Annotated in this window: 18 protein-coding genes; 9 read left to right on the forward strand and 9 right to left on the reverse strand. The window is 58.1% G+C overall.

All coding sequences use genetic code 11. From position 1 onward, the window contains the following. Positions 1 to 95: 95 nt before the first annotated feature. From GFB49_RS12600 to GFB49_RS12610, 3 genes are read left to right on the forward strand one after another with little or no spacing between them, the layout of a single operon-like run. Positions 96 to 1,508, forward strand: a complete 1,413-nt coding sequence (locus tag GFB49_RS12600; RefSeq protein ID WP_343032562.1) for a YcjX family GTP-binding protein — start codon at positions 96 to 98, stop codon at positions 1,506 to 1,508. After that, the gene (locus tag GFB49_RS12605; RefSeq protein WP_153216236.1) at positions 1,505 to 1,996 is read left to right on the forward strand and encodes a GNAT family N-acetyltransferase; all 492 of its coding nucleotides are present in this window, start codon (positions 1,505 to 1,507) and stop codon (positions 1,994 to 1,996) included. The genes GFB49_RS12600 and GFB49_RS12605 overlap by 4 nt, the downstream gene beginning before the upstream one ends. Then, positions 1,993 to 3,009, forward strand: coding sequence for a YcjF family protein (locus GFB49_RS12610; protein WP_153216237.1), 1,017 nt, complete (start codon positions 1,993 to 1,995; stop codon positions 3,007 to 3,009). The genes GFB49_RS12605 and GFB49_RS12610 overlap by 4 nt, the downstream gene beginning before the upstream one ends. Before the next feature lie 113 nt (positions 3,010 to 3,122). On the opposite strand, the gene GFB49_RS12615 is transcribed toward GFB49_RS12610, so the two are convergent. Beyond that, a complete protein-coding gene (locus GFB49_RS12615; RefSeq protein ID WP_153216238.1) occupies positions 3,123 to 3,533 on the reverse strand; it encodes a group III truncated hemoglobin in 411 nt (136 codons plus the stop codon). 213 nt (positions 3,534 to 3,746) lie between these two features. On the opposite strand from GFB49_RS12615, the gene GFB49_RS12620 reads away from it, so the two are divergent. The 3 genes from GFB49_RS12620 to GFB49_RS12630 all read left to right on the forward strand — a co-directional run bounded on the left by GFB49_RS12620 (position 3,747) and on the right by GFB49_RS12630 (position 6,569). Further along, positions 3,747 to 5,120: a radical SAM protein gene (locus tag GFB49_RS12620; RefSeq protein WP_194269336.1), complete on the forward strand. Its 1,374-nt coding sequence runs from the start codon at positions 3,747 to 3,749 to the stop codon at positions 5,118 to 5,120. After that, positions 5,117 to 5,953, forward strand: coding sequence for a DUF547 domain-containing protein (locus tag GFB49_RS12625; RefSeq protein WP_153216240.1), 837 nt, complete (start codon positions 5,117 to 5,119; stop codon positions 5,951 to 5,953). The genes GFB49_RS12620 and GFB49_RS12625 overlap by 4 nt, the downstream gene beginning before the upstream one ends. A 118-nt stretch (positions 5,954 to 6,071) precedes the next feature. Next, complete coding sequence (locus GFB49_RS12630; protein ID WP_153216241.1) at positions 6,072 to 6,569, forward strand: acyloxyacyl hydrolase; 498 nt, start codon at positions 6,072 to 6,074, stop codon at positions 6,567 to 6,569. 7 nt (positions 6,570 to 6,576) lie between these two features. On the opposite strand, the gene GFB49_RS12635 is transcribed toward GFB49_RS12630, so the two are convergent. After that, positions 6,577 to 7,194, reverse strand: coding sequence for a CGNR zinc finger domain-containing protein (locus GFB49_RS12635; RefSeq protein WP_194269337.1), 618 nt, complete (start codon positions 7,192 to 7,194; stop codon positions 6,577 to 6,579). Between the two features lie 211 nt (positions 7,195 to 7,405). Between GFB49_RS12635 and GFB49_RS12640 the strand changes: the two genes are divergently transcribed. Next, complete coding sequence (locus tag GFB49_RS12640; RefSeq protein WP_153216243.1) at positions 7,406 to 8,344, forward strand: alpha/beta fold hydrolase; 939 nt, start codon at positions 7,406 to 7,408, stop codon at positions 8,342 to 8,344. A gap of 97 nt (positions 8,345 to 8,441) precedes the next feature. On the opposite strand, the gene GFB49_RS12645 is transcribed toward GFB49_RS12640, so the two are convergent. After that, a complete protein-coding gene (locus GFB49_RS12645) occupies positions 8,442 to 10,415 on the reverse strand; it encodes a DEAD/DEAH box helicase (protein ID WP_343032563.1) in 1,974 nt (657 codons plus the stop codon). Positions 10,416 to 10,922: 507 nt separating this feature from the next. On the opposite strand from GFB49_RS12645, the gene GFB49_RS12650 reads away from it, so the two are divergent. After that, on the forward strand, positions 10,923 to 13,181 hold the full coding sequence (locus GFB49_RS12650) for a methyl-accepting chemotaxis protein (protein WP_153216244.1): 2,259 nt from the start codon (positions 10,923 to 10,925) through the stop codon (positions 13,179 to 13,181). Between the two features lie 21 nt (positions 13,182 to 13,202). Here the strand turns inward: GFB49_RS12650 and GFB49_RS12655 are convergent, their stop codons facing one another. The 6 genes from GFB49_RS12655 to GFB49_RS12680 form a co-directional block, all read right to left on the reverse strand. After that, complete coding sequence (locus GFB49_RS12655) at positions 13,203 to 13,658, reverse strand: phosphatase domain-containing protein (protein ID WP_153216245.1); 456 nt, start codon at positions 13,656 to 13,658, stop codon at positions 13,203 to 13,205. Further along, entirely contained in the window at positions 13,651 to 14,208 is a 558-nt protein-coding gene (locus GFB49_RS12660; protein WP_246149706.1) for a histidine phosphatase family protein, read from the reverse strand. Before GFB49_RS12660 ends, GFB49_RS12655 begins: the two co-directional genes overlap by 8 nt. Then, complete coding sequence (locus GFB49_RS12665) at positions 14,205 to 15,224, reverse strand: MBL fold metallo-hydrolase (protein ID WP_153216301.1); 1,020 nt, start codon at positions 15,222 to 15,224, stop codon at positions 14,205 to 14,207. The genes GFB49_RS12660 and GFB49_RS12665 overlap by 4 nt, the downstream gene beginning before the upstream one ends. Positions 15,225 to 15,289: 65 nt before the next feature. Further along, positions 15,290 to 16,318 (reverse strand): ABC transporter ATP-binding protein, encoded by a 1,029-nt coding sequence (locus tag GFB49_RS12670; protein ID WP_153216246.1) that lies wholly within the window; start codon positions 16,316 to 16,318, stop codon positions 15,290 to 15,292. Beyond that, a complete protein-coding gene (locus GFB49_RS12675; protein ID WP_153216247.1) occupies positions 16,306 to 18,012 on the reverse strand; it encodes an ABC transporter permease in 1,707 nt (568 codons plus the stop codon). Before GFB49_RS12675 ends, GFB49_RS12670 begins: the two co-directional genes overlap by 13 nt. Next, positions 18,009 to 18,977 (reverse strand): ABC transporter substrate-binding protein, encoded by a 969-nt coding sequence (locus tag GFB49_RS12680; RefSeq protein ID WP_153216248.1) that lies wholly within the window; start codon positions 18,975 to 18,977, stop codon positions 18,009 to 18,011. Before GFB49_RS12680 ends, GFB49_RS12675 begins: the two co-directional genes overlap by 4 nt. 178 nt (positions 18,978 to 19,155) lie before the next feature. Between GFB49_RS12680 and GFB49_RS12685 the strand changes: the two genes are divergently transcribed. Next, complete coding sequence (locus GFB49_RS12685; RefSeq protein ID WP_153216249.1) at positions 19,156 to 19,926, forward strand: DeoR/GlpR family DNA-binding transcription regulator; 771 nt, start codon at positions 19,156 to 19,158, stop codon at positions 19,924 to 19,926. Positions 19,927 to 20,230: the final 304 nt, after the last annotated feature.

Raw genomic sequence — 20,230 nt, forward strand, 5'->3', positions numbered from 1 at the left:
ATGGCAAGGGGTTTTGCGCTGGTGTAAGCAAAGACTGGTAAGCGCGCGCTGGGCTCCCTATCTTGAAGAAAACAACAAGGTCAGAGGGTTAATGAGTGGTCATCGGCACGGTTATAGATGAGGTCGCGCGCACGGTCGATAGTGTCGGCGCGCGGGTTTCATCAAGTCTCTTTGACAGTACATTGCGGTTGGGTGTGACCGGGCTTGCGCGGTCCGGCAAGACGGTTTTTATCACCTCGCTTGTCGCGGGGCTGATGAATCGCGAGCGTATGGTGCAGCTCAAGGCTGCGCGCAGTGGCCGGATCGAGGCGGCCTATCTGCAACCGCAACCGGATGACACCGTGCCCCGATTTGAGTTTGAGCGCCACCTTGCCGCGCTGACCGGTCCCGAGCCGCATTGGCCCGACAGCACACGCGCCATTTCCGAACTGCGCCTGTCGCTCAAGGTGCGACCAGCAGGATTTCTGTCTGGGCTTCAGGGACCGCATACACTGCATTTGGACATCGTGGATTATCCGGGGGAATGGCTGCTGGATCTCGCGCTGTTGGATAAATCCTTTGCGCAGTGGAGCGCCGAGGTGCTGGAGCGGATTGGCAACCGACCAGAAGCCGCCCGGTTTTTGGCCGCGTTGCAAGCGGCAGATCCGGATGCGCGGCATGAGGAGCCGGTGGCCCAAGACCTTGCAGCTGCGTTTACACACTATCTTACGGATGCTCGTGCCGCTGGTTTTTCTGACTGTACGCCTGGGCGGTTCCTGTTGCCCGGTGATCTTGAAGGCACGCCGGCGTTGACCTTCGCGCCATTGCCGCCCAATGCCGCGCGACGCGGCACGCTGGGCGCGGAGCTTCAGCGCCGCTATGAGGCCTATAAGGCCAAAGTGGTCAAACCCTTCTTTCGCGATCATTTTGCCCGGATTGATCGTCAGGTGGTTCTGGTCGATGCGCTTTCGGCAATCCACAATGGCCCCCGCGCGGTTGAGGATATGCGGCAGGGCCTGTCGGATATCTTGGCGGCCTTTCGTCCCGGCCGGAATGATATTTTGACCCGGCTTTTGCGTGGCAAGCGGGTGGAGAAAATCCTGTTTGCGGCGACCAAAGCGGATCATCTGCATCACCAACAACACCCACAATTGACCGCAATTATCGATGCGCTCACGCGGGACGCTCGCGATCGCGCTCAGTTTGTTGGTGCCGAGACGGCGGCCCTTTCATTGGCATCTTTGCGCACCACAACCGAAGAACTGCGCAGCCACAATGGGCAAGACCTGCCTTGTGTGCGCGGACGCCTGTTAAACAGCGGAAAGTCGGCCGCTTTTTATCCCGGCGCTTTGCCGCAGGATCCGACCCAGTTGCTGGCCCCCGCACGCCAAGGGGCCGAGAGCTGGCTGGATGGAGAGTTCCAGGCCATGGCCTTTGCTCCGGCGGCCCTGTCGCTCAAGCCGGGGGATGGCCCGCCCCATATTCGCCTGGACCGCGCCGCAGAGTTTTTGATCGGAGATCGCCTATGACTGTGACCTTGCGCCCGGCGCGCTCCACGGATGCGGGGCAGATCGGAGAGATTTTGCATGGGTTTGAAACCTCGACCCCATGGATGTCCAAACAGCATTCGGGGGCCGAAGCCATCGCCTTTTGCGGGGCGATGATTGACCGCGGTTGGGTCACAGTCGCGGTTGAGGAACGTCGGACTCTGGGGTTTTTGGCACAGGATCAAGAGGAGATCTGCTCGCTTTATGTGGCACAGGATGCCCGTGGACAGGGGATTGGGCAGATGTTGCTTGCCCATGCAAAATCCTGCTCTAACAGGCTGAACCTTTGGACGTTTCAGGCCAACACAGGCGCGCAGCGGTTTTATGAACGCGCGGGATTTGTCGAAGCTCGCCGCACCGATGGCCAAGGCAATGATGAGAGGCTGCCAGATATTGCCTATGTTTGGCCAGACCCCGCGACAGCCGCAAAGGCGGCCCAAACCAACAAAACGAGCGAGGGCCGCGCATGACCCAAAAACCGGTTCTGTTTGAAATCGAAGAAGACAGCCCTGAGCCCGAAGTGGATGAAGCACCGCCGGTTCCGGATCCAGAAGGTGTTGCCTTGCGCCAGGGCAATGCGGTGGGGGATGAACGGTCCACGACCGCCGCCGTTGCATCCATTGTCGGACGCAGGCCGTCGCGGCTTGGCCAGTTGTTTTGGGGCCTTTGCGCCGCGTTGCTCGGCGCTTTGCTCTCCTTGTGGGTCTGGGATGTTGTCACCAATCTGATCATGCAAGTGCCGCTTTTGGGCTGGGCCATGACGGCGGGCTTTGGGCTGTTGCTTGCGCTGGCCGCGCTGTTTGTCTGTCGGGAGTTCCTCAGTCTCCGGCGTCTGCGCCGCGTGGATCACCTGCGTCAAACGGCAGAGGTTTCGGGGCAGGATCTGACCGCCGCGCGGGCTTTTGCCCATGAGCTTTTGGCGTTTTACAAAGGGCGGCCAGATTTGGCTTGGGCCCGGCAAAACCTTTCTGAGCGCTTGCCAGAGGTTATGGATGCAGACGCAGTGCACGACCTGGTAGAGGCTGAACTGCTCACCCCTCTGGACCAGGCTGCCTTGGCAGAGGTCGAAACCGCCGCACGCCAAGTTGCCACGGTGACCGCCTTTGTACCTTTGGCCTTGGCGGATGTGATAGTGGCTCTGGTTGCGGCTGTGCGCATGATCCGACGAATTGGTGAAATCTACGGCGGTCGCTCCGGGGGGCTGGCCGCCTGGCGCCTCACCCGTCGCGTCTTTGCGCATCTGGTGGCCACAGGAGCGATGGCGGCAGGGGACGACCTTCTTGAACCCATCTTGGGCGCGTCTATCCTCTCCAAACTCTCCCGGCGTTTTGGCGAAGGTCTGGTGAACGGAGCTCTGTCTGCGCGGGTTGGACTTGCAGCCATCGACCTCTGCCGACCGATGCCGTTTTCCAAAGCCCGGCGCCCAAATACGCGCCAAGTGATCGGCCAGGCTCTCAAAGGCCTCGTTGGGCGATCCACCTAAACCCACGGTGACGCGCTTTGCGCCCGCGCGCAAAGCGCCCGGCCCAAGCGGGCCAAGGTCGGGCTTGCCCGTCCTGCACGCGCGGGAGTGCACTGCTGATCCGCAGTGAAACCTTAAAAAAGCTTTGGTGGCGCATCCTTGGGCTGACGCATTGCGACAATGCCGGTGCGAAACCCTTCGCCGATCCGATCTGCCAATGCCCCCCATTGGTGTGCCTGCATATCGGGCAATTCGGCCTTCAGCGTTTCATGAAACAGGTTTAGCCAGACCGGAAAATGCTCTGCTTTGACATCCGGGCGCGAGACATGCACACGCATGGGATTGCCGGAATAGCAGTTCTCCCGCAGGATCGCATTACGCCAGAACGCAGCGATTTTGCTCTCATGCTCTGGCCAGTCGGCAACATGAGCCGCAAAGACAGGCCCCAACACAGCATCGCGCCGCACCTCTGTGTAAAACCGGGAAACGACACGGTCTATGTCCGCGGGCGACACGTCGAACCGGGCGAAACTGTTGTCTGACATATTATGCCTTTCACTGCGATCATCTGTCCTTTGCCATGGTTCCTGCGGTGTTACCATGCGACCATGTGAAAACATGCGGCGAAAACCCAGCCACAATCGTCCCCAATTGCCTTTTGGTTTTCGATCGCCGGGACACAATCCGTGACGACCGCGTGAGCGTGATTGACCCAGGTAATTCCCGGTTCTTATATCCCAATGATCAGGGATGGGGCGGTGAACAAGGCAATGGTGTTTGACAGTAAAGCTACAAAGCATTCGCCTTTTGCAGGTTCGGATCAGCGTCGCCCTTTGCAGTCCGGTCTACAAGAAGCTGGGCAATACCATGAGCTGCAAACAGCTGGGCGGTTTTATCCGGTGGCCTGTGTAGCACTGGAAATCACGCAGCGCTGCAACCTCGATTGCACGCTATGCTATTTGTCGGAACATGCGGAGCAGGCAAAAGACGTGCCGCTTGAATTGCTGTTGCATCGCGTTGACGAAATCTGGGCCTGCTATGGTGCCGGAACCACAATCCAGATCACCGGTGGCGATCCAACGCTGCGGCCCATTGCGGATATCGAAGTGCTTTGCCGACGGATCAAACAGCTTGGCCTTCGGTCCTGCCTGATGACCAATGGGATCCGCGCAAGCCGTCTGTATCTTAAACGGTTGGCGGAGGCCGAGTTGGATGATGTGGCGTTTCATGTGGACATGACGCAAGAGCGCAACGGGTTCCACAGCGAATTGGACCTGAACGCGCTGCGTCACCAGTTGATCGAAGACGCGCGCGGCTTGGGCCTGCGCATCCTGTTCAACACAACTGTGTTCCAAGGCAATCTGGACGAGATCCCGATGCTCTGCCGGTTTTTTGCGGAACACGCAAAAGATCTGTCTTTGGTCTCGTTTCAGATGCAGGCTGAAACCGGACGCGGCCATGAGGCCCCCCGCGATGATGCGCTGACGCAGGCGCGGGTGGCCGAGCAAATCTCCAAAGGGTTTGGTGCCAGTTTCCCATCCGCGGTTGGCATCGGCCATTCTGACTGTGGTCAATATGATCACCTGCTTGTGGCAGGCGGCCAGGCTGTGTCCGTCCTGGAAAATACCACTTGGATCGCGCGTGTGGTGCGTGCCTTGGCAGCTGCTGACACCTCTGGCCATGCGGTCGCGGATATTCGGCAGATGGTTCTGTCCGCTGGTGTGCGCAATCCGGGCCTTGCTCTGCGCGGCCTTTTGGAAGGTATCCGGGCGCTTTGGCAGATCCGGCGCGGGATTTGGCAGGCCAAAGGGCAGGTGGCGCGGCTGAGCGTGATGATCCATTCCTTTATGGACGCATCAGCATTGGACGCCGATCGCTGCGCCTCTTGTGTCTTTATGGTGATGACCCAAGACGGGCCTTTGTCCATGTGTGCTTATAACGCCGAGCGGGATCATTACCTCTTTGCACCGCAAAGGATGGCGAGCACCCAAGGCCATTCCTGGTGGAACGCGGCAACGGGCGCCGTCACGCCCGAACCAACGCAGGCCGATCTTCAGCCGCCGGCATATAAACATATGAAAGGGCGGATGCGGGTGCAGGAAGCCAAACGGCGGAAGGAAAAAGCCCTATGAAACGGTTGCTTCTATGGTTCATCATGATCGCGGTCTGTGCCTGCGCGCGGGTGGAACGGGCAGCGCTGCCTGCTCCCAGCCTGTTGTCGCCTGACGTCGCGCAAACGAATGTGCAGTCCAGCCGACGTGTGGATCATGCGGCCTGGGCCGGGTTCCTGAACCGATATGTTGCCCAAGACGCCAATGGGATCAACCGGGTGGACTACGGGGCTGTGTCGGACGCGGACCGCAATGAATTGCGCAGATATCTGAGTGACCTGCAGCGGGTCGAGGTCAGCAGTCTCAACCGGGACGAACAGCTGGCGTTTTGGATCAACCTATACAATGCGGTGACTGTAAATGTGGTTCTGGAGCATTATCCCGTCGCCTCGATCCGCAAGATTAATGACGGGTTCTTGTCCTTTGGTCCCTGGGATCGCCCGCTGGTAACGGTTGAGGGGCGCAGCCTTTCGTTGAACGATATCGAGCACCGCATCATCCGCCCTGTTTTTGCCGAGCCAAGGATCCATTATGCCTTGAACTGCGCAGCTGCGGGATGTCCCAACCTCATGTCGCGGCCCTGGCGCGCCAATACGTTGGAGGCGGATCTCACCCAGGCTGAACGCGCCTATGTGAACGATCCGCGGGGCGTGTCCGTTGGTCCGCATGGGGTGATCTTGTCCAAAATCTACATCTGGTTCCAAGAGGATTTTGGCGCGGACGAGGCCGCAGTGCTGGACAGGTTGCGGTCGGTAGCAGGGCCTGAGCTGGCGACCGCCTTGCAGGGGAAAACACGCGTCGCGCGGTATATCTATGATTGGTCATTGAACGACACAGTCCCGGCACGGCCTTGATCCTGTTCGTGTGATCAATGGACAAAAACGCGGGTCGTACTATGTCATGCAAAAACATGGGAATTGCTTAAACCCTTCGGTCAATTGACGAAAAAATAGCGTCAGGTGACACTAAGGCATGTATGGGGAAATGTTGAAATGCGCGGTTGCTGCGGTCGTTTTGGCCCAGTCCGCGACCGCAGATGAAATTGCGTTTGGCATCGGATGGGATGATATGTTCGACGCAGGCGGCCGTGAAAGCCTGTCGTTCTTGTTTGAATATCACGCGGATCCATTTTTTGAGGGGCACGTTCTAAACCTTGCGCTGATGGCCGTTATTCAGGCTGATGATCGGGGGGACATCTTTGCAGGTGTTGGGGTCCATAACCGCACGGATATTGGCCGCGCGCGACGGTTTTTTCTGGAAGCCAGCTTGGCTGTTGGTCACTTTGACGAAGGCGGCAACACCGGCACACGAGACAATGGCACCCGGTTTCGCACCTCGCTTGGGGCGGGGGTGCACCTGTCAGAGCGTGAACGTCTGTCGCTGACGCTGGATCATATCCTAGACATGGATTTCAAAAACGACCACCCGGGCAGCGAGACCCTGCACCTGCGCTATAGCCGCGCGTTCTGAGCGCGCCTTACCGGTTGCGATAGGTCGCAGCCTTGGCTCGGTTGCCGCACAGATCCATCGAACACCAGCGCCGCTTGTGGCTTTTGCTGACGTCCAGAAAGTAAAGCGAGCAATCGGGGCCTTCGCAATTCTTGATGTATCGAAAATCGGCCTCACAGATGAGCTGCGCACATACCGCAGCCACACGGGGCAATAGGTCTGTTGCATCTCTCAATTGCGGGCGATACCGCAGCTCATAGGGAACTTGGTTGGGTTTGGGCGCTTGCGCCATTTCCTCGACCTGCAGCACCTGTACCGTGTCTTTCAGAATCTGGTTGATCTCATCAACTATGGGGTGCCCCATGACTGCTTGAGGCTGACCGCCGACAGTGGTGATAAAGTCGCGGAAACGCTCCCGAAATTCCGACACCTCGGCAATGGCCTGTTCAAGCCCTTTTGGGTTTTGGCGCAGCGGTGCCAATTCATCTGCAGTGGCCAGTCCTGATTGCTGAAACCAGTTGAGCATCGTGCTTTCAGACGTCAACCAATCCACCGTGCCGGATTTGGGGCGGATGATTGAGTTGAGGAAATCCAACCCACGGTGTTCTCCGATGAACAAAGGGTCTGCTGTGTTGGCCTTGGACAAGGTTTTGCTCCTGCATCCCAATAGGGACATCACGTGACAAGCCTTTATCGATAGGCGCAGGAGCGCGCTTTGAACAGGGTTCGACAACCCAAAGCCGGTCGCAATGGATCACAATCTTGTAACTTGCTTGGTGGAGGTTCAGTGGTTAGCAATTGAATAACCGGTAAAAAGTATTTTTAGCGGTTATTTTTGATCCTGAGGGAGATGAGACATGACACATCGCACCACCGCTGCCACCGCTTTGGTCGCATCGATGACGATCGCTGCGCCGCTTTTTGCTGGCACGGCTCACGTAACCGAAACCACCTACAACACCACCGATGTGGATGGTGTTTCGATCTTTTACCGCGAAGCAGGTCCCAAGGACGCGCCGACGGTTCTGCTGCTGCACGGCTTTCCGTCGTCCTCGCATATGTTTCGGGATCTGATCCCTGAGCTTGCGAAATCCTACCATGTGGTTGCGCCGGATTATCCTGGATATGGCCAATCGGCGGCACCGGCTGCGGATGCGTATGACTATGACTTTGCGACGCTTGCCACCACGATGGAGCATTTTACGGAACAGCTCGGTCTGGACGAATATACCCTTTATATGCAGGACTTTGGCGGGCCCGTGGGTCTGCGGATGATCCAGAACCATCCCGAGCGTCTGGAAGGGTTGATCATTCAGAATGCCACCTTCCATGTGGAAGGGTGGAACCCTGATGTTGTGAAACAATTCGCGCCGTTTTGGGGCGATCGCAACGCAGAGACCGAGGCACCGCTGCGCCAGTTTCTGGCCCCGCAAACAACCGAATGGCAGTATCGTCAGGGCAGTACACTGGCGGATCGTCTGAGCCCGGATGCATGGATCCATGATCAGGCTGGGTTGGATCGTCCGGGCAATACCGAGGTGCAGCTGGAATATCTGTGGAACTATCAGGACAATGTTGCAAACTATGAGTCCTGGCAGAACAAACTGGGTGAGCTGCAGCCGGATACGTTGATTGTCTGGGGTGAAAATGATCCGTTCTTCACGATCCAAGGTGTCGAAGCAGTTCAGAAGCTGCTGCCAAATGCCGAGACACATCTGTACGATGCGGGCCATTTTGCATTGGAAACTCATGCGGATGAAATCTCGACCGAGATTCTGGAATTCCTAGCCCGCTAATTGGCGCATTGCGAGCAAACAAAAAGGCCAAGCGTGCAAAAGAAGCGCGCTTGGCCTTGTTTTGTTTTATCGAGACATCACGCGTCAGCGCGCGCCCTTAGTATTTGGGCTTGCCGCCCGCAGCTGGACGTTTGCCTTTTGTGCCAGGTTTGCCGACCGTCAGCGCACGCGCTTTGTTCTTTTTGCTGTTGGGCTTTCCGGCTGGGGGCGTTGGGCCTTTGCGCTTGGGCTTGTGCGCATCACGGCCCCCGGCGTCGGCCGTCCGTGGGCTGCGGCGCTCGGTAGGTTTGGCCGGTTTTGGTTTGGCCGCGCGCGGCTTTTCATCCGCATCAGACCATGTGCGTTCCCGGCGTGGTCCTCGTTTGAACTCACCATCCCCGTCAGTGCGCCGTGGGCGGTCTGTACGCTCTTTGCGTTCTGGGCGATCCGGACGATCCGGGCGGCTGAACTTGCCGGGACGTTCTGGGCGACGAGCGCGATCGGGGCGCGGTCCGCCAAGGTTTGGCGGCGTATCCAGCTGTTTGATCGCCGCGCCATCCTCAACCGTCATATCGGGGCCGATGGCCTCCAGGAATTTGGCGACACTTGCATCCAAAACCTGTACAAAGCTTTCTTCATCCCGCACGCGAATGGCGCCGATGTCGTCTTTGTTCAACCCACCCAATTTACACAGCATCGGCAACAGGCGACGCGGTTCTGCACCCGTGGCGCGGCCACCGGCGATGGAGAACCATTGCGACGGACCAAACTCTTCTTTTGCACGGGGTTTGCGCTCTTCGACTTCCGAGAGCTCTTCGGGCGCGGAGCGGACAGAGCGATACAGACGCAAATAGGCGGCGGCCAATTGCTGCAGGTCAAAGGATGCGGTCAGGGTTGCTACGGTTGCAGCCTCGGACCCATCAATTTCGGTGGTCCAGATCTCATCACCCAGCATTCGCTCTTCGTCACGGGCGCGGACTTCCTCTGCCGAAGGTGCATTGCCCCATTCCGGAGTGATCTTGGCGAATTTCAGGATCCGCTCTGCTTTCTTGCGGTTGCGCTTGGTCACAATCAGGGCGCTGACGCCATGGCGACCAGCGCGACCGGTCCGGCCTGAGCGGTGCAGCAGGGTTTCATGGCTTGATGGCAATTCTGCGTGCACGACCAGATCCAGGCCCGGCAGGTCGATCCCGCGCGCCGCCACGTCGGTGGCAACACAGACCTGTGCCCGCCCATCCCGCAGCGCTTGCAGCGCGTGGGAGCGTTCAGCTTGGGACAGCTCGCCAGACAGGGCCACAACTTTGAACCCGCGGTTTGACAGACGTGTGGTCAATCGGTTCACCATGGCGCGCGTGTTGGCGAAAACAATGGCGTTGGGGGCCTGATGGAACAGCAGCGTGTTGATGACCGCGTTCTCTGTGTCGCGCTCGTTGACCTGCATCGCCTTATAGTCGATGTCTGCGTGCTGATCGCTCTCAGATTTTGTGACAATACGCTGCGCGTCTTTTTGATAGCTCTTGGCCAATTCGGCAATCGAACGGGGTACTGTTGCGGAGAACAGGAGGGTTTGGCGATCCTCGGGCGTTTCTCCCAGGATGAACTCCAGATCTTCGCGGAAGCCCAGATCCAGCATCTCATCGGCTTCGTCCAAAACAACCGAACGCACGGCGCTCAGATCAATTGAGCCGCGCATGATGTGATCGCGCAGACGGCCCGGGGTCGCCACAACGATATGGGCGCCACGTGCCAAGGCACGACGTTCATCGCGCATATCCATACCGCCCACACAGGAGGCCATCACGGCGCCTGCTTTGGCATAGAGCCAGGCCAGTTCGCGTTTGACCTGCAGCGCCAATTCACGTGTTGGGGCAATGACTAGGGCAAGCGGCGCATCGGCGGCGTCAAATTCTTCCACATCCTTTAACAGGGTGGGGGCAATGGCGAGACCAAAGCCAAGGGTCTTGCCGGAACCGGTCTGGGCTGAGACCAAGAGGTCTTGGCCTGCAAGATCCGGATCCATAACGGCGGTTTGGACGGGGGTTAGCGTGGCATAGCCACGGTCATCAAGGGCGTCTCGAAGAGCTTTTTTCACGGGATGTTCTTTTCACTTGGGTTACGCTTCCCAAATGAAGAGCAGGCCCCCACTCACATAAATGGGCCGCACCGTGTTTTGGACTAAGCGATGGAAGGCCGCAGCGATATGGCATTGCGCAGGCTTTGTACAGGTCTTTCTGAGGGTCTTCACAGGTTTTTAAAATGGCTCTTGAATCAAAGCGGCTCTGTGCAGCCAATGAGTGGCCCCGCAGCGCAGCTGAGACGATCCATCATAAACCGTTCGCAAAACATGCGCGCAGAACACCTGTTTAATTGTGTATTTTTACGTCTTTCCAGCGGTTTGACTGGAAAGCCTTTGATAACTTTCAACCGTTACCCCGATGGAGAAAGTGTTCTCTGTTACGGGGGCAAATCGGCGGCTTCCTAAGCGCGAACGGGAAGCGTTCCATTTGCACCCCGCACCTTTGGTGCAGCCGTTGCGGCGGGCACAATCAGATCTTTTACGGGTTCGAACCACTCCGAACCAAGACCAAAAGGGTTACCTATGTTGTCGCGCAAGCTCTCTGTCCGCAATCTGTCCCGCCTGATGGTGGGTTTGGTGATCGGCTATGGCATTTTTCTGTCCGCTGCATGTTTTTACATGTTCAATATGATCCAAGGTTCCCAAAACGCATGGGACGCTTATCAAAAGGCGAACGCTCCGCGGGTCCAGCTTGTAAATTCAGTGGCTTCGTCCATGGGTTACAATGGCATGATCCATCACTTTAAGAACTACGTGTTGCGTCAGGACGATCCGCGCATCCAAAAGGTTCAATCCGCCGCAGGTGCCAGCCTGCAAGCGCTGAATGCGCTGGAGGTTTTGATCCATGACACAGAAGAGCTGGAGGCCATTTCGGCCGTGCGGCAGGTGATTTCGGAATATCTGGCAGCCTTGGAGACCGCGCGTCTTATGGCAAGCGAGGGGCAGTCCGCACAGGCCATTGATGCGGCGGTCAAGATCAGCGACGCGGCGGCTTTGGCTGGGATCGCGAATCTGACTCAACATATCCAGAAGATGGAACTGGCAGGGGAGCCAACCAAAGCGGTCTATATGGGCGATCTTGCCCATGCCCTCGGCTATGGGGGAATGATCCATCAGTTCAAGAATTATGTGCTGCGCCAGGATGCGGCACGTGTCGCCAAGGTGCAAGCAGGCATCGATACTGCCCGCGCAGCAATTGCCGGATACCGTAGCTTCCCGCTCAGTGCGGTTGAGGTGAGCGCGCTGGCTGATATCGAAACTGTCATCGCAAGCTATGAGTCGGGGCTTGCACAAGCCACGCAACTGGCGCGCCAGGGGGCGACCGCGCAAGAGATTGACCGGTCCGTAAAAGTCTCTGACAAACCGGCGGTGGCCGGGGTGAAGACCTTGTTGCGGGCAACCGCACAAGAGGTGTCGACTGCAAAACAAGGGCTGACGGACAATTTTGAACTACTTGCAAAAATCACGTTCACGGGCAGCATTGCATTGATGGTGGCGGCCATTTTTGCGGCATTTTTTGCGATGGGCATCATGATCTTTCTGATCGCGCGCCCCGCACAGGACGTGGCGCAGCGGTTGTTGATGCTGGCGGAAGGAAAAACAGAAGTTCAGTTTGACCACCTGCAGGGGCGTACTGAGATCGGAGCGATTGCCCAAGCTGCAGCCGTGTTCCGTCAAAACATGGTCGACAGCCAAAACATCCAGCGTGAGATTTCTGCGGTTGTTGCGGCCTGTGCGGAAGGCAATTTTGCCCGAACCATTACGGTCGGCGCACGCACCGGACCCTTGGCTGAAATATGCGAAGGCGTGAACAGGATTGGAGCGCTGACCAATGCGGGTGTCAGCCAGACCCAGGCCGCGTTACGCGCGATGTCCTGTGGTGACCTGACCTTCAAGATGGAAGGCGAGTTCAAAGGAGCATTTGCTGAGATCCAGACGGCAGTGAACCAGACCTTCCAAAGCCTGTCTGGAAACATCTTGCAAATTGAGAACAGCGCCACCCGCATTGGCGAGTCCACAGGCGAGATTTCTCAGGCTTCGTCAGATTTGGCCAAACGGACCGAGGCGTCTTCTGCCACGCTGAGCGAGATCTCGGGTTCGATTAACTCGCTGTCCGATGCGGTCAACCACTCGGCGGAATTGGCCAATCAAACCCGCGAAGAGATCGCGGGCATCCAGGCCGATGCGGGTACAAGCGCTGATACCGTCGACAGTACAATTGCCGCGATGCATAGCATCCGAGAAAGTTCGGCCACCATTTCCAAGACGATCTCGGTTATTGATGACATCGCCTTTCAGACCAACCTTCTGGCGTTGAACGCAGGGGTCGAGGCAGCGCGCGCCGGCGAAGCTGGGCAGGGGTTCGCGGTGGTGGCCGCCGAAGTGCGGGTGCTGGCACAGCGATCTGCGAATGCAGCCAAAGAGATCAAAGAACTGATCGCCGACAGTGAACAGCGGGTCAAACACGGGGTCACTTTGGTGGATCAAACCGGCAAGGCGCTGAAGGACATCGCTGAAAGCGTCGGAACCATCACCGCACACATTCGCGAAATTGCCGCCTCAGCCTCGGAACAGTCTCATTCAATCCTCTCGATCAATGAGGCCACCAGCGAGCTGGATCAGGTCACCCAAAAGAACGCCGCCATGTTTGAGCAGACAACGGCAGCTGGAATGGCACTGAACACAGAAACCGAAAACCTGTCCGAAGTCATTTCAACCTTCCAGATTGATCGAGCAGGCTCCAGTTCTGACTTTGCGGTGCTCAACCGGGCGGTTGCCTGATTCCGCGTTCGGGGTGGGGGATCAGAAATCCCCCGCCGCGCATTGCAGGCAGATCAGACCTTGCGCGCGCCAAAAGGCCACAACCGACGACCGGTCATCAAACACGATCCATGGCGCATAGCCATCGCCGCGCATTTCTTCCAACAGCGCGTGTTTCACGTCCGGATCGCTCATTGCATCCGTGCCGTCGTGGCGCAGATACACCGCATCAAAGGGCAGGTTGTTCTTGATCAGCCAGGCTTCGGTCTGTGCTTGCCAGCCGCGCGGACGGCCGGAACACAGAACGATCTTTTCTCCGGCGGCGTGCAGGTGCCGCATTACGCGGGCGACAGGTTCGATCACAGCGGTTTCGGCCATGGCGTCGTGAAACGCATCCCAGTGTTTGTCGACACCATGAACCAGATGCCCCAGTTTATCTGCGTCGAATTCCGCCAATGTGCCGTCAATGTCAAAGATTGCGCAGGAAAGGTCAGGCATAGGGTCGTTCCTCATGAGTGGTTCCAGTCCAATGGAAAAAGATTGGGGTCGCATTGGCTGGACGTGCGCCGGGTGTGTCTTGTCCGGCCAAGATGCGCGCGGCGCGGATCACGCCGGAATGGCAGACCAGGATCGGAAGGGCGGTTCCGGCGATGTCGCACGCGATGCAAATACCGGTTTGGACACGGGCGATCATCTCGTCCCAGGCTTCACCGTCCACTGGTGTCTGGCTGCGCGGGGGCAGATCTGCCAGTGGCCCACGCTCATAAATGCCCCAGTCACGTTCGCTTAATTCGGGGATCGTCTGAAAAGCCTGTCCGGGAAAGATCAAACTGGCGGTCTCATCCGCTCGGTTCATCGGGCTGGCAAAGATTGCAACCTCTTGCGCCCATTGTACCGCCTGCAAGGCGCGGGCCTGCGCGCGGCCGGTTTCCGTCAAAGGCACGTCCCATCGCCCGGCCACCAGCCCGTCCCGATTGGCCGTGGTCTCGCCGTGGCGGATCATACAAATGGATCGCTTGGGAAGCTGGGGGGCATTTGGTCGGATCATAGGGGGATCACCTCATGCAAAAACACCTCAGCGCCAAAGCCTGCCTCCACAAAATATTGCTCCGGCAGGGTACAGAAGGCGGGTGCAAAACGTGTGGCTCCGATCCGTTTGATCATGGCGATCTGGTCCGTCAAAGGCGGATGCACGTTCCAACGGCGAAAATACCCGCCTTGAACCCGGCCGATCCCGCGGGCGTGGGCGGTCATATGTCCGGTAAACACAACATGCGCATCGCGCCCCAAACGTCCGCTTTCGCTCCATGCGCGCACATAACCCCAGGCGGCGCCACCGTCTGCATTGGGGGTGTCGCAGATCAAAAACCGCGCAGCTTCCAGATCACCGCGCTGCAACAGCGGTGCAATTTCCTGTGCAACGCCCGTCACCCCGTCTGAGCGCAGGGCATTTTCCACGGCCATTCTGCATTCTGGGTCCAGCATTACAGCCGCAGCCCCGTGGCGGCGGGCCAGATGCAGCGCCAATTCACCTGCACGTCCAGACGGTGGAACCGGAAACAGAACCTGTCCGGGCAGGCCGTCGATCAATTCATCCAGTTCTGCCAGACGTTGGGTCTGGCTCACATCATTCAGATGATAGGAACAATCAATCACCGCGGTCTTTGCAGGAGGTGGTGCGTCAAATCGAAACCACCGGCTCTCTTCGGACCAGTCGCCCGAGTAAAACAGCCCATCGCCCAGATCGAAATGCATCCAGATCCCACCCAAGGCATGGCCATTGCGCCCGGTTGTGAGTGTCACACCTGCAATGTCCACAACGCCCTGTTCCGGTAACTCGCGCACATCTGCCGATGGTGGCAGGGCCTGGGCTGTGCGCTTGGTTGTGTAGATCGGCAAGCCTGCCTCAACCGCATGGGCCGCGCCGCCGATGTGGTCGATATGATCGTGTGAGATAAACACCGCCGCGACGCCGTCAAGCCACGCGGGATCGAATTTGGCATTGGCCTCGGGACCAAATCCACAATCCAGAAGCCAGCGCGTTGCCCCGATATTGAGCTGCATACAGGCAGGCCCTTTGTCGCCGATGCCCGAAAGGACACGCAAAGTATTGATGGTCTGTATCTGGCTCATGCGGCAAAGGCCCAGGGGTTTGAGATGGACAGCCCCAGTTGTTCGCCCGCGGTGTGGCGCTGCCGGGTTTCCGCGACCAAGAGATGATCACACAGGGTCTTGAGCGTCAGCCGGTAAGAACCCCCCAAATAGGTCGCGCGCTCCACCGTCACCCGCAGATCACCATTTTCGCCCAAGGTCAGGTTTTCGGGGCGCAGGCAGGCGTGGGTTGGGGTGGCTGTCTCCGACTGCACCGCAACCCTTGCGCCCAGGACCATCGCGGCGTTCTCGATCGTGTCGACCAAGGGCACAACGGCACCTTGTCCGATGAACTCGGCGACAAAGCGGCTGCGGGGTCTGGCATAAAGCGCTTCGGGCGTGTCGATCTGCAGGATGCGCCCCTGATCCATCACAGCGATGCGATCAGCCATGGCCATCGCCTCGCTTTGGTCATGGGTGACATAGACCATTGTCGCCTTGGTGCGGTGGTGGAAATCCAAAAACACCTCTTGCATGGAGGCGCGCAGAGCCACGTCGAGATTGGCGAGGGGCTCATCCAACAAAACCGCCGTCGGGTCCAAAACCAGACAGCGCGCCAAAGCAACCCGTTGACGCTGCCCACCTGACAGATCCGAGGGCATCCGGTCTCCATAAGGCGTCAGCGCAGTGGCCTCTAGCGCCGCATCAACCTGGGCGTCGCGATCGGCCCGTGGCAATCCACGCACCTCAAGCGGATAGGATATATTCCGCCGCACGCTCATATGGGGCCACAGCGCATAGGATTGAAACACAAACCCAATGTTGCGCGCTTCAGGCGGAACAGATCGGCCGGTTCCGGCATCCGCAACCACGTCGGACCCGATACGGATCTGGCCTGTGGTGGGCAGGTCAAACCCGGCCATCAACCGCAGCAGGGTCGATTTTCCACATCCCGACGGTCCCAGAAGGGCGACAAATTCGCCATCCTTTATTGTGGTTGAAATGTCGGACAACGCCGGTACCCCATCAAAGGATTTGCCGATGTTTTCAAAGGTCAGCTTTGCCAAGGGACCACTCCTTTGGGAAGGCGGCGCGCGGTCAGCTGAATGACCCCCATCAGCGCCATAACAACAAAGACAATGGTCATCGCCACGGCCGAGGCCATGACGGTTTCGCCACTGTCATCCAGATTGAAGATCACCACGCCCAATGTCTCGGTGCCCGAAGACCACAACAGGGCCGATACCGTCAGCTCATTAAAGGCAGTCAGAAACACCAGGATTGCGCCCGCCGCCGCCGAGGGCGCGCTGAGTGGCAGGATGATGTCGCGCAGGCGCCGCATCAGCGATGCCCCCACCGATTGTGCAGCCTCATCCATCGCGGGATCCAACTGTGCAAGGCTTGCTTGCACGGGGCGAAACATCACCGCAAAGAACCGCGCGAGATATGCGAAAAAGATGATCCAAATGGTGCCGTACAGGGTGCGCTCGGTAAAAGGCAGGTTGATCAGCAACAGGATCATCGCAATCGCCAGTACGACGCCGGGCAGCGCATAGGGCAGGTCCAGCAGGCTATCGAACAGGCGGGTCAGCCGATTTGGTTTGCGCTGCATCAGCCAGGCCAGCGGCAGGCAGATCAGGATCAATACCAATGCCGCGCCAATAGACAGGCCGCCCGAGTTCACAAAGGCCCGCAGCGTGGCGGGCTGGCGAAACAGCGCCTCGTGCCAGCCGCCAAGCGACAGTGTGTCGAGCCGCAGCGGTACGCCATAGGCTGGCACCAAAGAGGTCGCCAAAAGCCCTAGCATTGGCAGCACCAGAATGATGAGGATCACCAGCCACAAGGCCGCCTCAACCCAGGGGCGGGCGGGCCCCAGCGGCAGGAACAGGGCAGGGGAGGTGGAGCCAACCAGATGCAGACGCTGACGCGATTGAAAAAACCGTTGCACAAGAATGCCCGCGACGGCGACGGTACCAATCAGCAGCGCCAGCACCGCGACCTCGGCCAGAACCACGGTGCCAAGTCCCGAAAGCCGTTGATAAATCAGCGTGGGTAGGGTGGAATAGCCTGCAGGGATGCCAAGCATCGCGGGAATGCCAAAATTGCCAAGGGCGGTGACAAAGGTAATCGCCACACCGGCGGCCAGACTTGGCAGCGACAAGGGCAGCACGATCTGCCACCACAGCCGCAAGCCCCGTGCGCCGGAAATCCGCGCGGCCTCGACCACCTCTTGTGGGATGGCGCGCAGCCCGGCCCGCAGGGTCAGGAAAATGATCGATGTGTGCTGGATCCCCAGCAGCAGAATGATGCCACCGGGGGAATACAGGGGCTGCGGCGCACCCAGCGGCGGGGCCATGCCGATGGTTTTTAACAAGACCGAAGACGGCCCCATGATCTGCGTCCACGACAGCGCCGTGATCTGCGGCGGGATCATCATTGGGATCATCAGACAGAAGACCAGCGCACCCTTGCGGCGCAGATCGGTCAGCGCCACCAAAAAGGCAAAAATGCCTCCAATCAGCACGGATACACAGGTGCCAAGCCCAGCGGTGAACAGCGAATGCCGCAGCGCGTTATGGGTCGCGTCGCGCAGCAAGACCTCTCCCAAAAACCCAAAGTTCAGACTGCCACCAGCGGTGAATCCTTCCCAGGACAGGCGCAGCACCGGTGCAAGTGTGACCACAATGGCCACCATAAGTACAAAAGACAGCAGCCGATCCTCGGACCGGCTGCCGCTGCGATATGTGGGGGTCTTGATCATTCTGCGCCAAAGACGTCAGCGAATTTCGCTTTGTTTGTGTCGGCATCTGCCAGCGCTTTGGCCGGGTCAAAGGCCATCAGCTTGATCTCTTCGCGTGCTGGGAAGCCTGCAGGCACACCCATGTCGTTGCGCGCTGGGATGTAGCCCATGTCCAGAACCAGGTCCTGACCTTTTTGCGACAGGACAAAATCAACGAACTTCTGTGCAGCAGGTACGTTCTTTGCAGTCGACAGGATCGCAACCGGCTCGGTCACATAAGATACGCCTTCCTCGGGGAAGACAAACTCAACCGGGGAGCCGTCCGCCTTGTTGCGGATCGCGAGGAAGTCGACAACCATGCCATAAGGTTTCTCGCCTGCGGCAACCGCTTTGAACGTGCCGCCGTTGCCACCTTTGGCGCGGGCGTCATTGTCGGCCAGCTTGTTGTAGAAATCCCAACCCAGATCCTTGTCACCGGTCAGGGTGGCCAGGTGGATCAGCGCGGCACCGGAGTAGAGCGGCGACGGCATTGCGATCTGACCTTTGACAGCCGGATCCGCCAGATCTGCCCAAGATGTCGGGGCTTTTTCGGCGCCAGTGTTGTAAACGATGCCCGTGGTGATCAGCTTGGTCGAGTGATAGAAGCCTTCGCTGCTGTAAAGCGCCGGGTCATAGGCCGCAGCTTCTGCGGATTTATAGGCCAGCAGTTCGCCTGCTTGCGCCATGCCTTCCAGGGTCACGGTGTCTGCGATCAGCAGAACGTCAGGCTGCGGGCTGCCCGCTTCGATTTCGGCCCGCAGACGCGCCATCAGCTTGGTGGTGCCGTCGCGAACCCATTCGACGTCTACGCCTGGGTTTTCCGCCATAAAGGCGTCAACGGTGCGCTGGGCATCTGCATTGGGTTGAGAGGTGTAAAGGGTCAGGGTCTCGGCAAAAGACGCGGTTGCAACAACGCTCAGGGCGGCGGCAGCGATGAGGGATTTCATATGAAAGCTCCGAAAGTTGAATTTCGTTCGAAAGTACCGATGCAGGCCTTATTGCGTGAGTCTGCAAAAGTAATGTGACGATTCCGCCGCGAATTATTCATTTGAGTGTGTTTCGAGAGATCTGCTACACTGTGGAGGAAAGAGGTTACTTTCTAAGGAAAGTGAAGTGAGGGGCCTTATGCGACGTGACGATCTAAACCGGCGGCGAGATCAGATCATCCAGCTTTTGTGTGAAAACGAAGCCCTGTCGGCTGCGGATCTGGCAGAGCGTTTGGACGTTTCGGTGCAAACCATTCGCACGGATCTGCGGGATCTGGACAACGCCGCGCTGGTGCAGCGTCGCGGCGGGATGGTGCGTCTTCGTCAACAATCGGAAAACATTGGATACTCCCCGCGCAGCAGCGTTTCGCGCGGGGAAAAGCAAAGCATCGCACTGGCCGTCAAAAACCTGGTACCGGATGGGGCGCGTGTGGCTTTGGGCACTGGAACAACGGTTGAGGCCTGTGCAAGGCTTTTGGCCACGCGGGAAAAGCTTTTTGTTGCGACAAATAATCTGCATGCGGCCTTTGCCTTACAGATGGCGCCAGACGCAGTGGTGGAGCTTGCGGGGGGCACTCTGCGGCTGCGTGATCTGGATGTAATCGGCGGCGACAGTACGCGGTTTTTTGCGGGGTTTCGCGTTGATCAGGCGATTTTCAGTTGCGGTGGCATTTCGGCGACTGGAGAAGTTCTGGATTATAACCGGGATGAAGTTGCGGCCCGCACGGCGATTGCGGGCTGTGCGCATCAGAAGATTTTGGTCGTAGACAGTACCAAATTTAATCATGATCTCCCATGTCGCCACGGACAGCTATGGGACTATGACTATGTGATCGTGGGTGGTGTGCTGGCAGAAGAACTCGCGACGCAATGCGCGAAGAGCGGTTGCACCGTCATCTCTGTTGGGTGATTTAATTTTTATCCGGAATTACTGTTGAATTTGACCGTGAATTCCATGGTTTTTCCAGTTCTTCGTTCCGATCTAATTATTGAATGTCTATTTTAAGGTAATTGTATCACGTCAGGTGATGGAAGGTTTGATCACGCTTTCGGTGAGGTGAATTCATCAAATAGATATATCAGATGTATTTTTACGGGCGATTTTGGTGATCTAACCTCATGTGGGCGCTGAGGTTTTCTCAATATTCCTGCTTTTTAAGAGTGTTTCTTCAAACTATTCCCCGGGCGCGGTTTTATTTTACTCTGAGTTAATA

The organism is Tritonibacter litoralis (assembly GCF_009496005.1).
Classification (GTDB): domain Bacteria; phylum Pseudomonadota; class Alphaproteobacteria; order Rhodobacterales; family Rhodobacteraceae; genus Epibacterium; species Epibacterium litoralis.

What these genes read in the sequence shown, in the direction of transcription:
- GFB49_RS12680 (WP_153216248.1), bottom strand. Translation starts at nt 18,977, where the DNA reads ATGAAATCCCTCATCGCTGCCGCCGCCCTGAGCGTTGTTGCAACCGCG.
- GFB49_RS12650 (WP_153216244.1), top strand. Translation starts at nt 10,923, where the DNA reads ATGTTGTCGCGCAAGCTCTCTGTCCGCAATCTGTCCCGCCTGATGGTG.
- GFB49_RS12655 (WP_153216245.1), bottom strand. Translation starts at nt 13,658, where the DNA reads ATGCCTGACCTTTCCTGCGCAATCTTTGACATTGACGGCACATTGGCG.
- GFB49_RS12640 (WP_153216243.1), top strand. Translation starts at nt 7,406, where the DNA reads ATGACACATCGCACCACCGCTGCCACCGCTTTGGTCGCATCGATGACG.
- GFB49_RS12660 (WP_246149706.1), bottom strand. Translation starts at nt 14,208, where the DNA reads ATGATCCGACCAAATGCCCCCCAGCTTCCCAAGCGATCCATTTGTATG.
- GFB49_RS12605 (WP_153216236.1), top strand. Translation starts at nt 1,505, where the DNA reads ATGACTGTGACCTTGCGCCCGGCGCGCTCCACGGATGCGGGGCAGATC.
- GFB49_RS12610 (WP_153216237.1), top strand. Translation starts at nt 1,993, where the DNA reads ATGACCCAAAAACCGGTTCTGTTTGAAATCGAAGAAGACAGCCCTGAG.
- GFB49_RS12630 (WP_153216241.1), top strand. Translation starts at nt 6,072, where the DNA reads ATGTATGGGGAAATGTTGAAATGCGCGGTTGCTGCGGTCGTTTTGGCC.
- GFB49_RS12665 (WP_153216301.1), bottom strand. Translation starts at nt 15,224, where the DNA reads ATGCAGCTCAATATCGGGGCAACGCGCTGGCTTCTGGATTGTGGATTT.
- GFB49_RS12675 (WP_153216247.1), bottom strand. Translation starts at nt 18,012, where the DNA reads ATGATCAAGACCCCCACATATCGCAGCGGCAGCCGGTCCGAGGATCGG.
- GFB49_RS12685 (WP_153216249.1), top strand. Translation starts at nt 19,156, where the DNA reads ATGCGACGTGACGATCTAAACCGGCGGCGAGATCAGATCATCCAGCTT.
- GFB49_RS12615 (WP_153216238.1), bottom strand. Translation starts at nt 3,533, where the DNA reads ATGTCAGACAACAGTTTCGCCCGGTTCGACGTGTCGCCCGCGGACATA.
- GFB49_RS12625 (WP_153216240.1), top strand. Translation starts at nt 5,117, where the DNA reads ATGAAACGGTTGCTTCTATGGTTCATCATGATCGCGGTCTGTGCCTGC.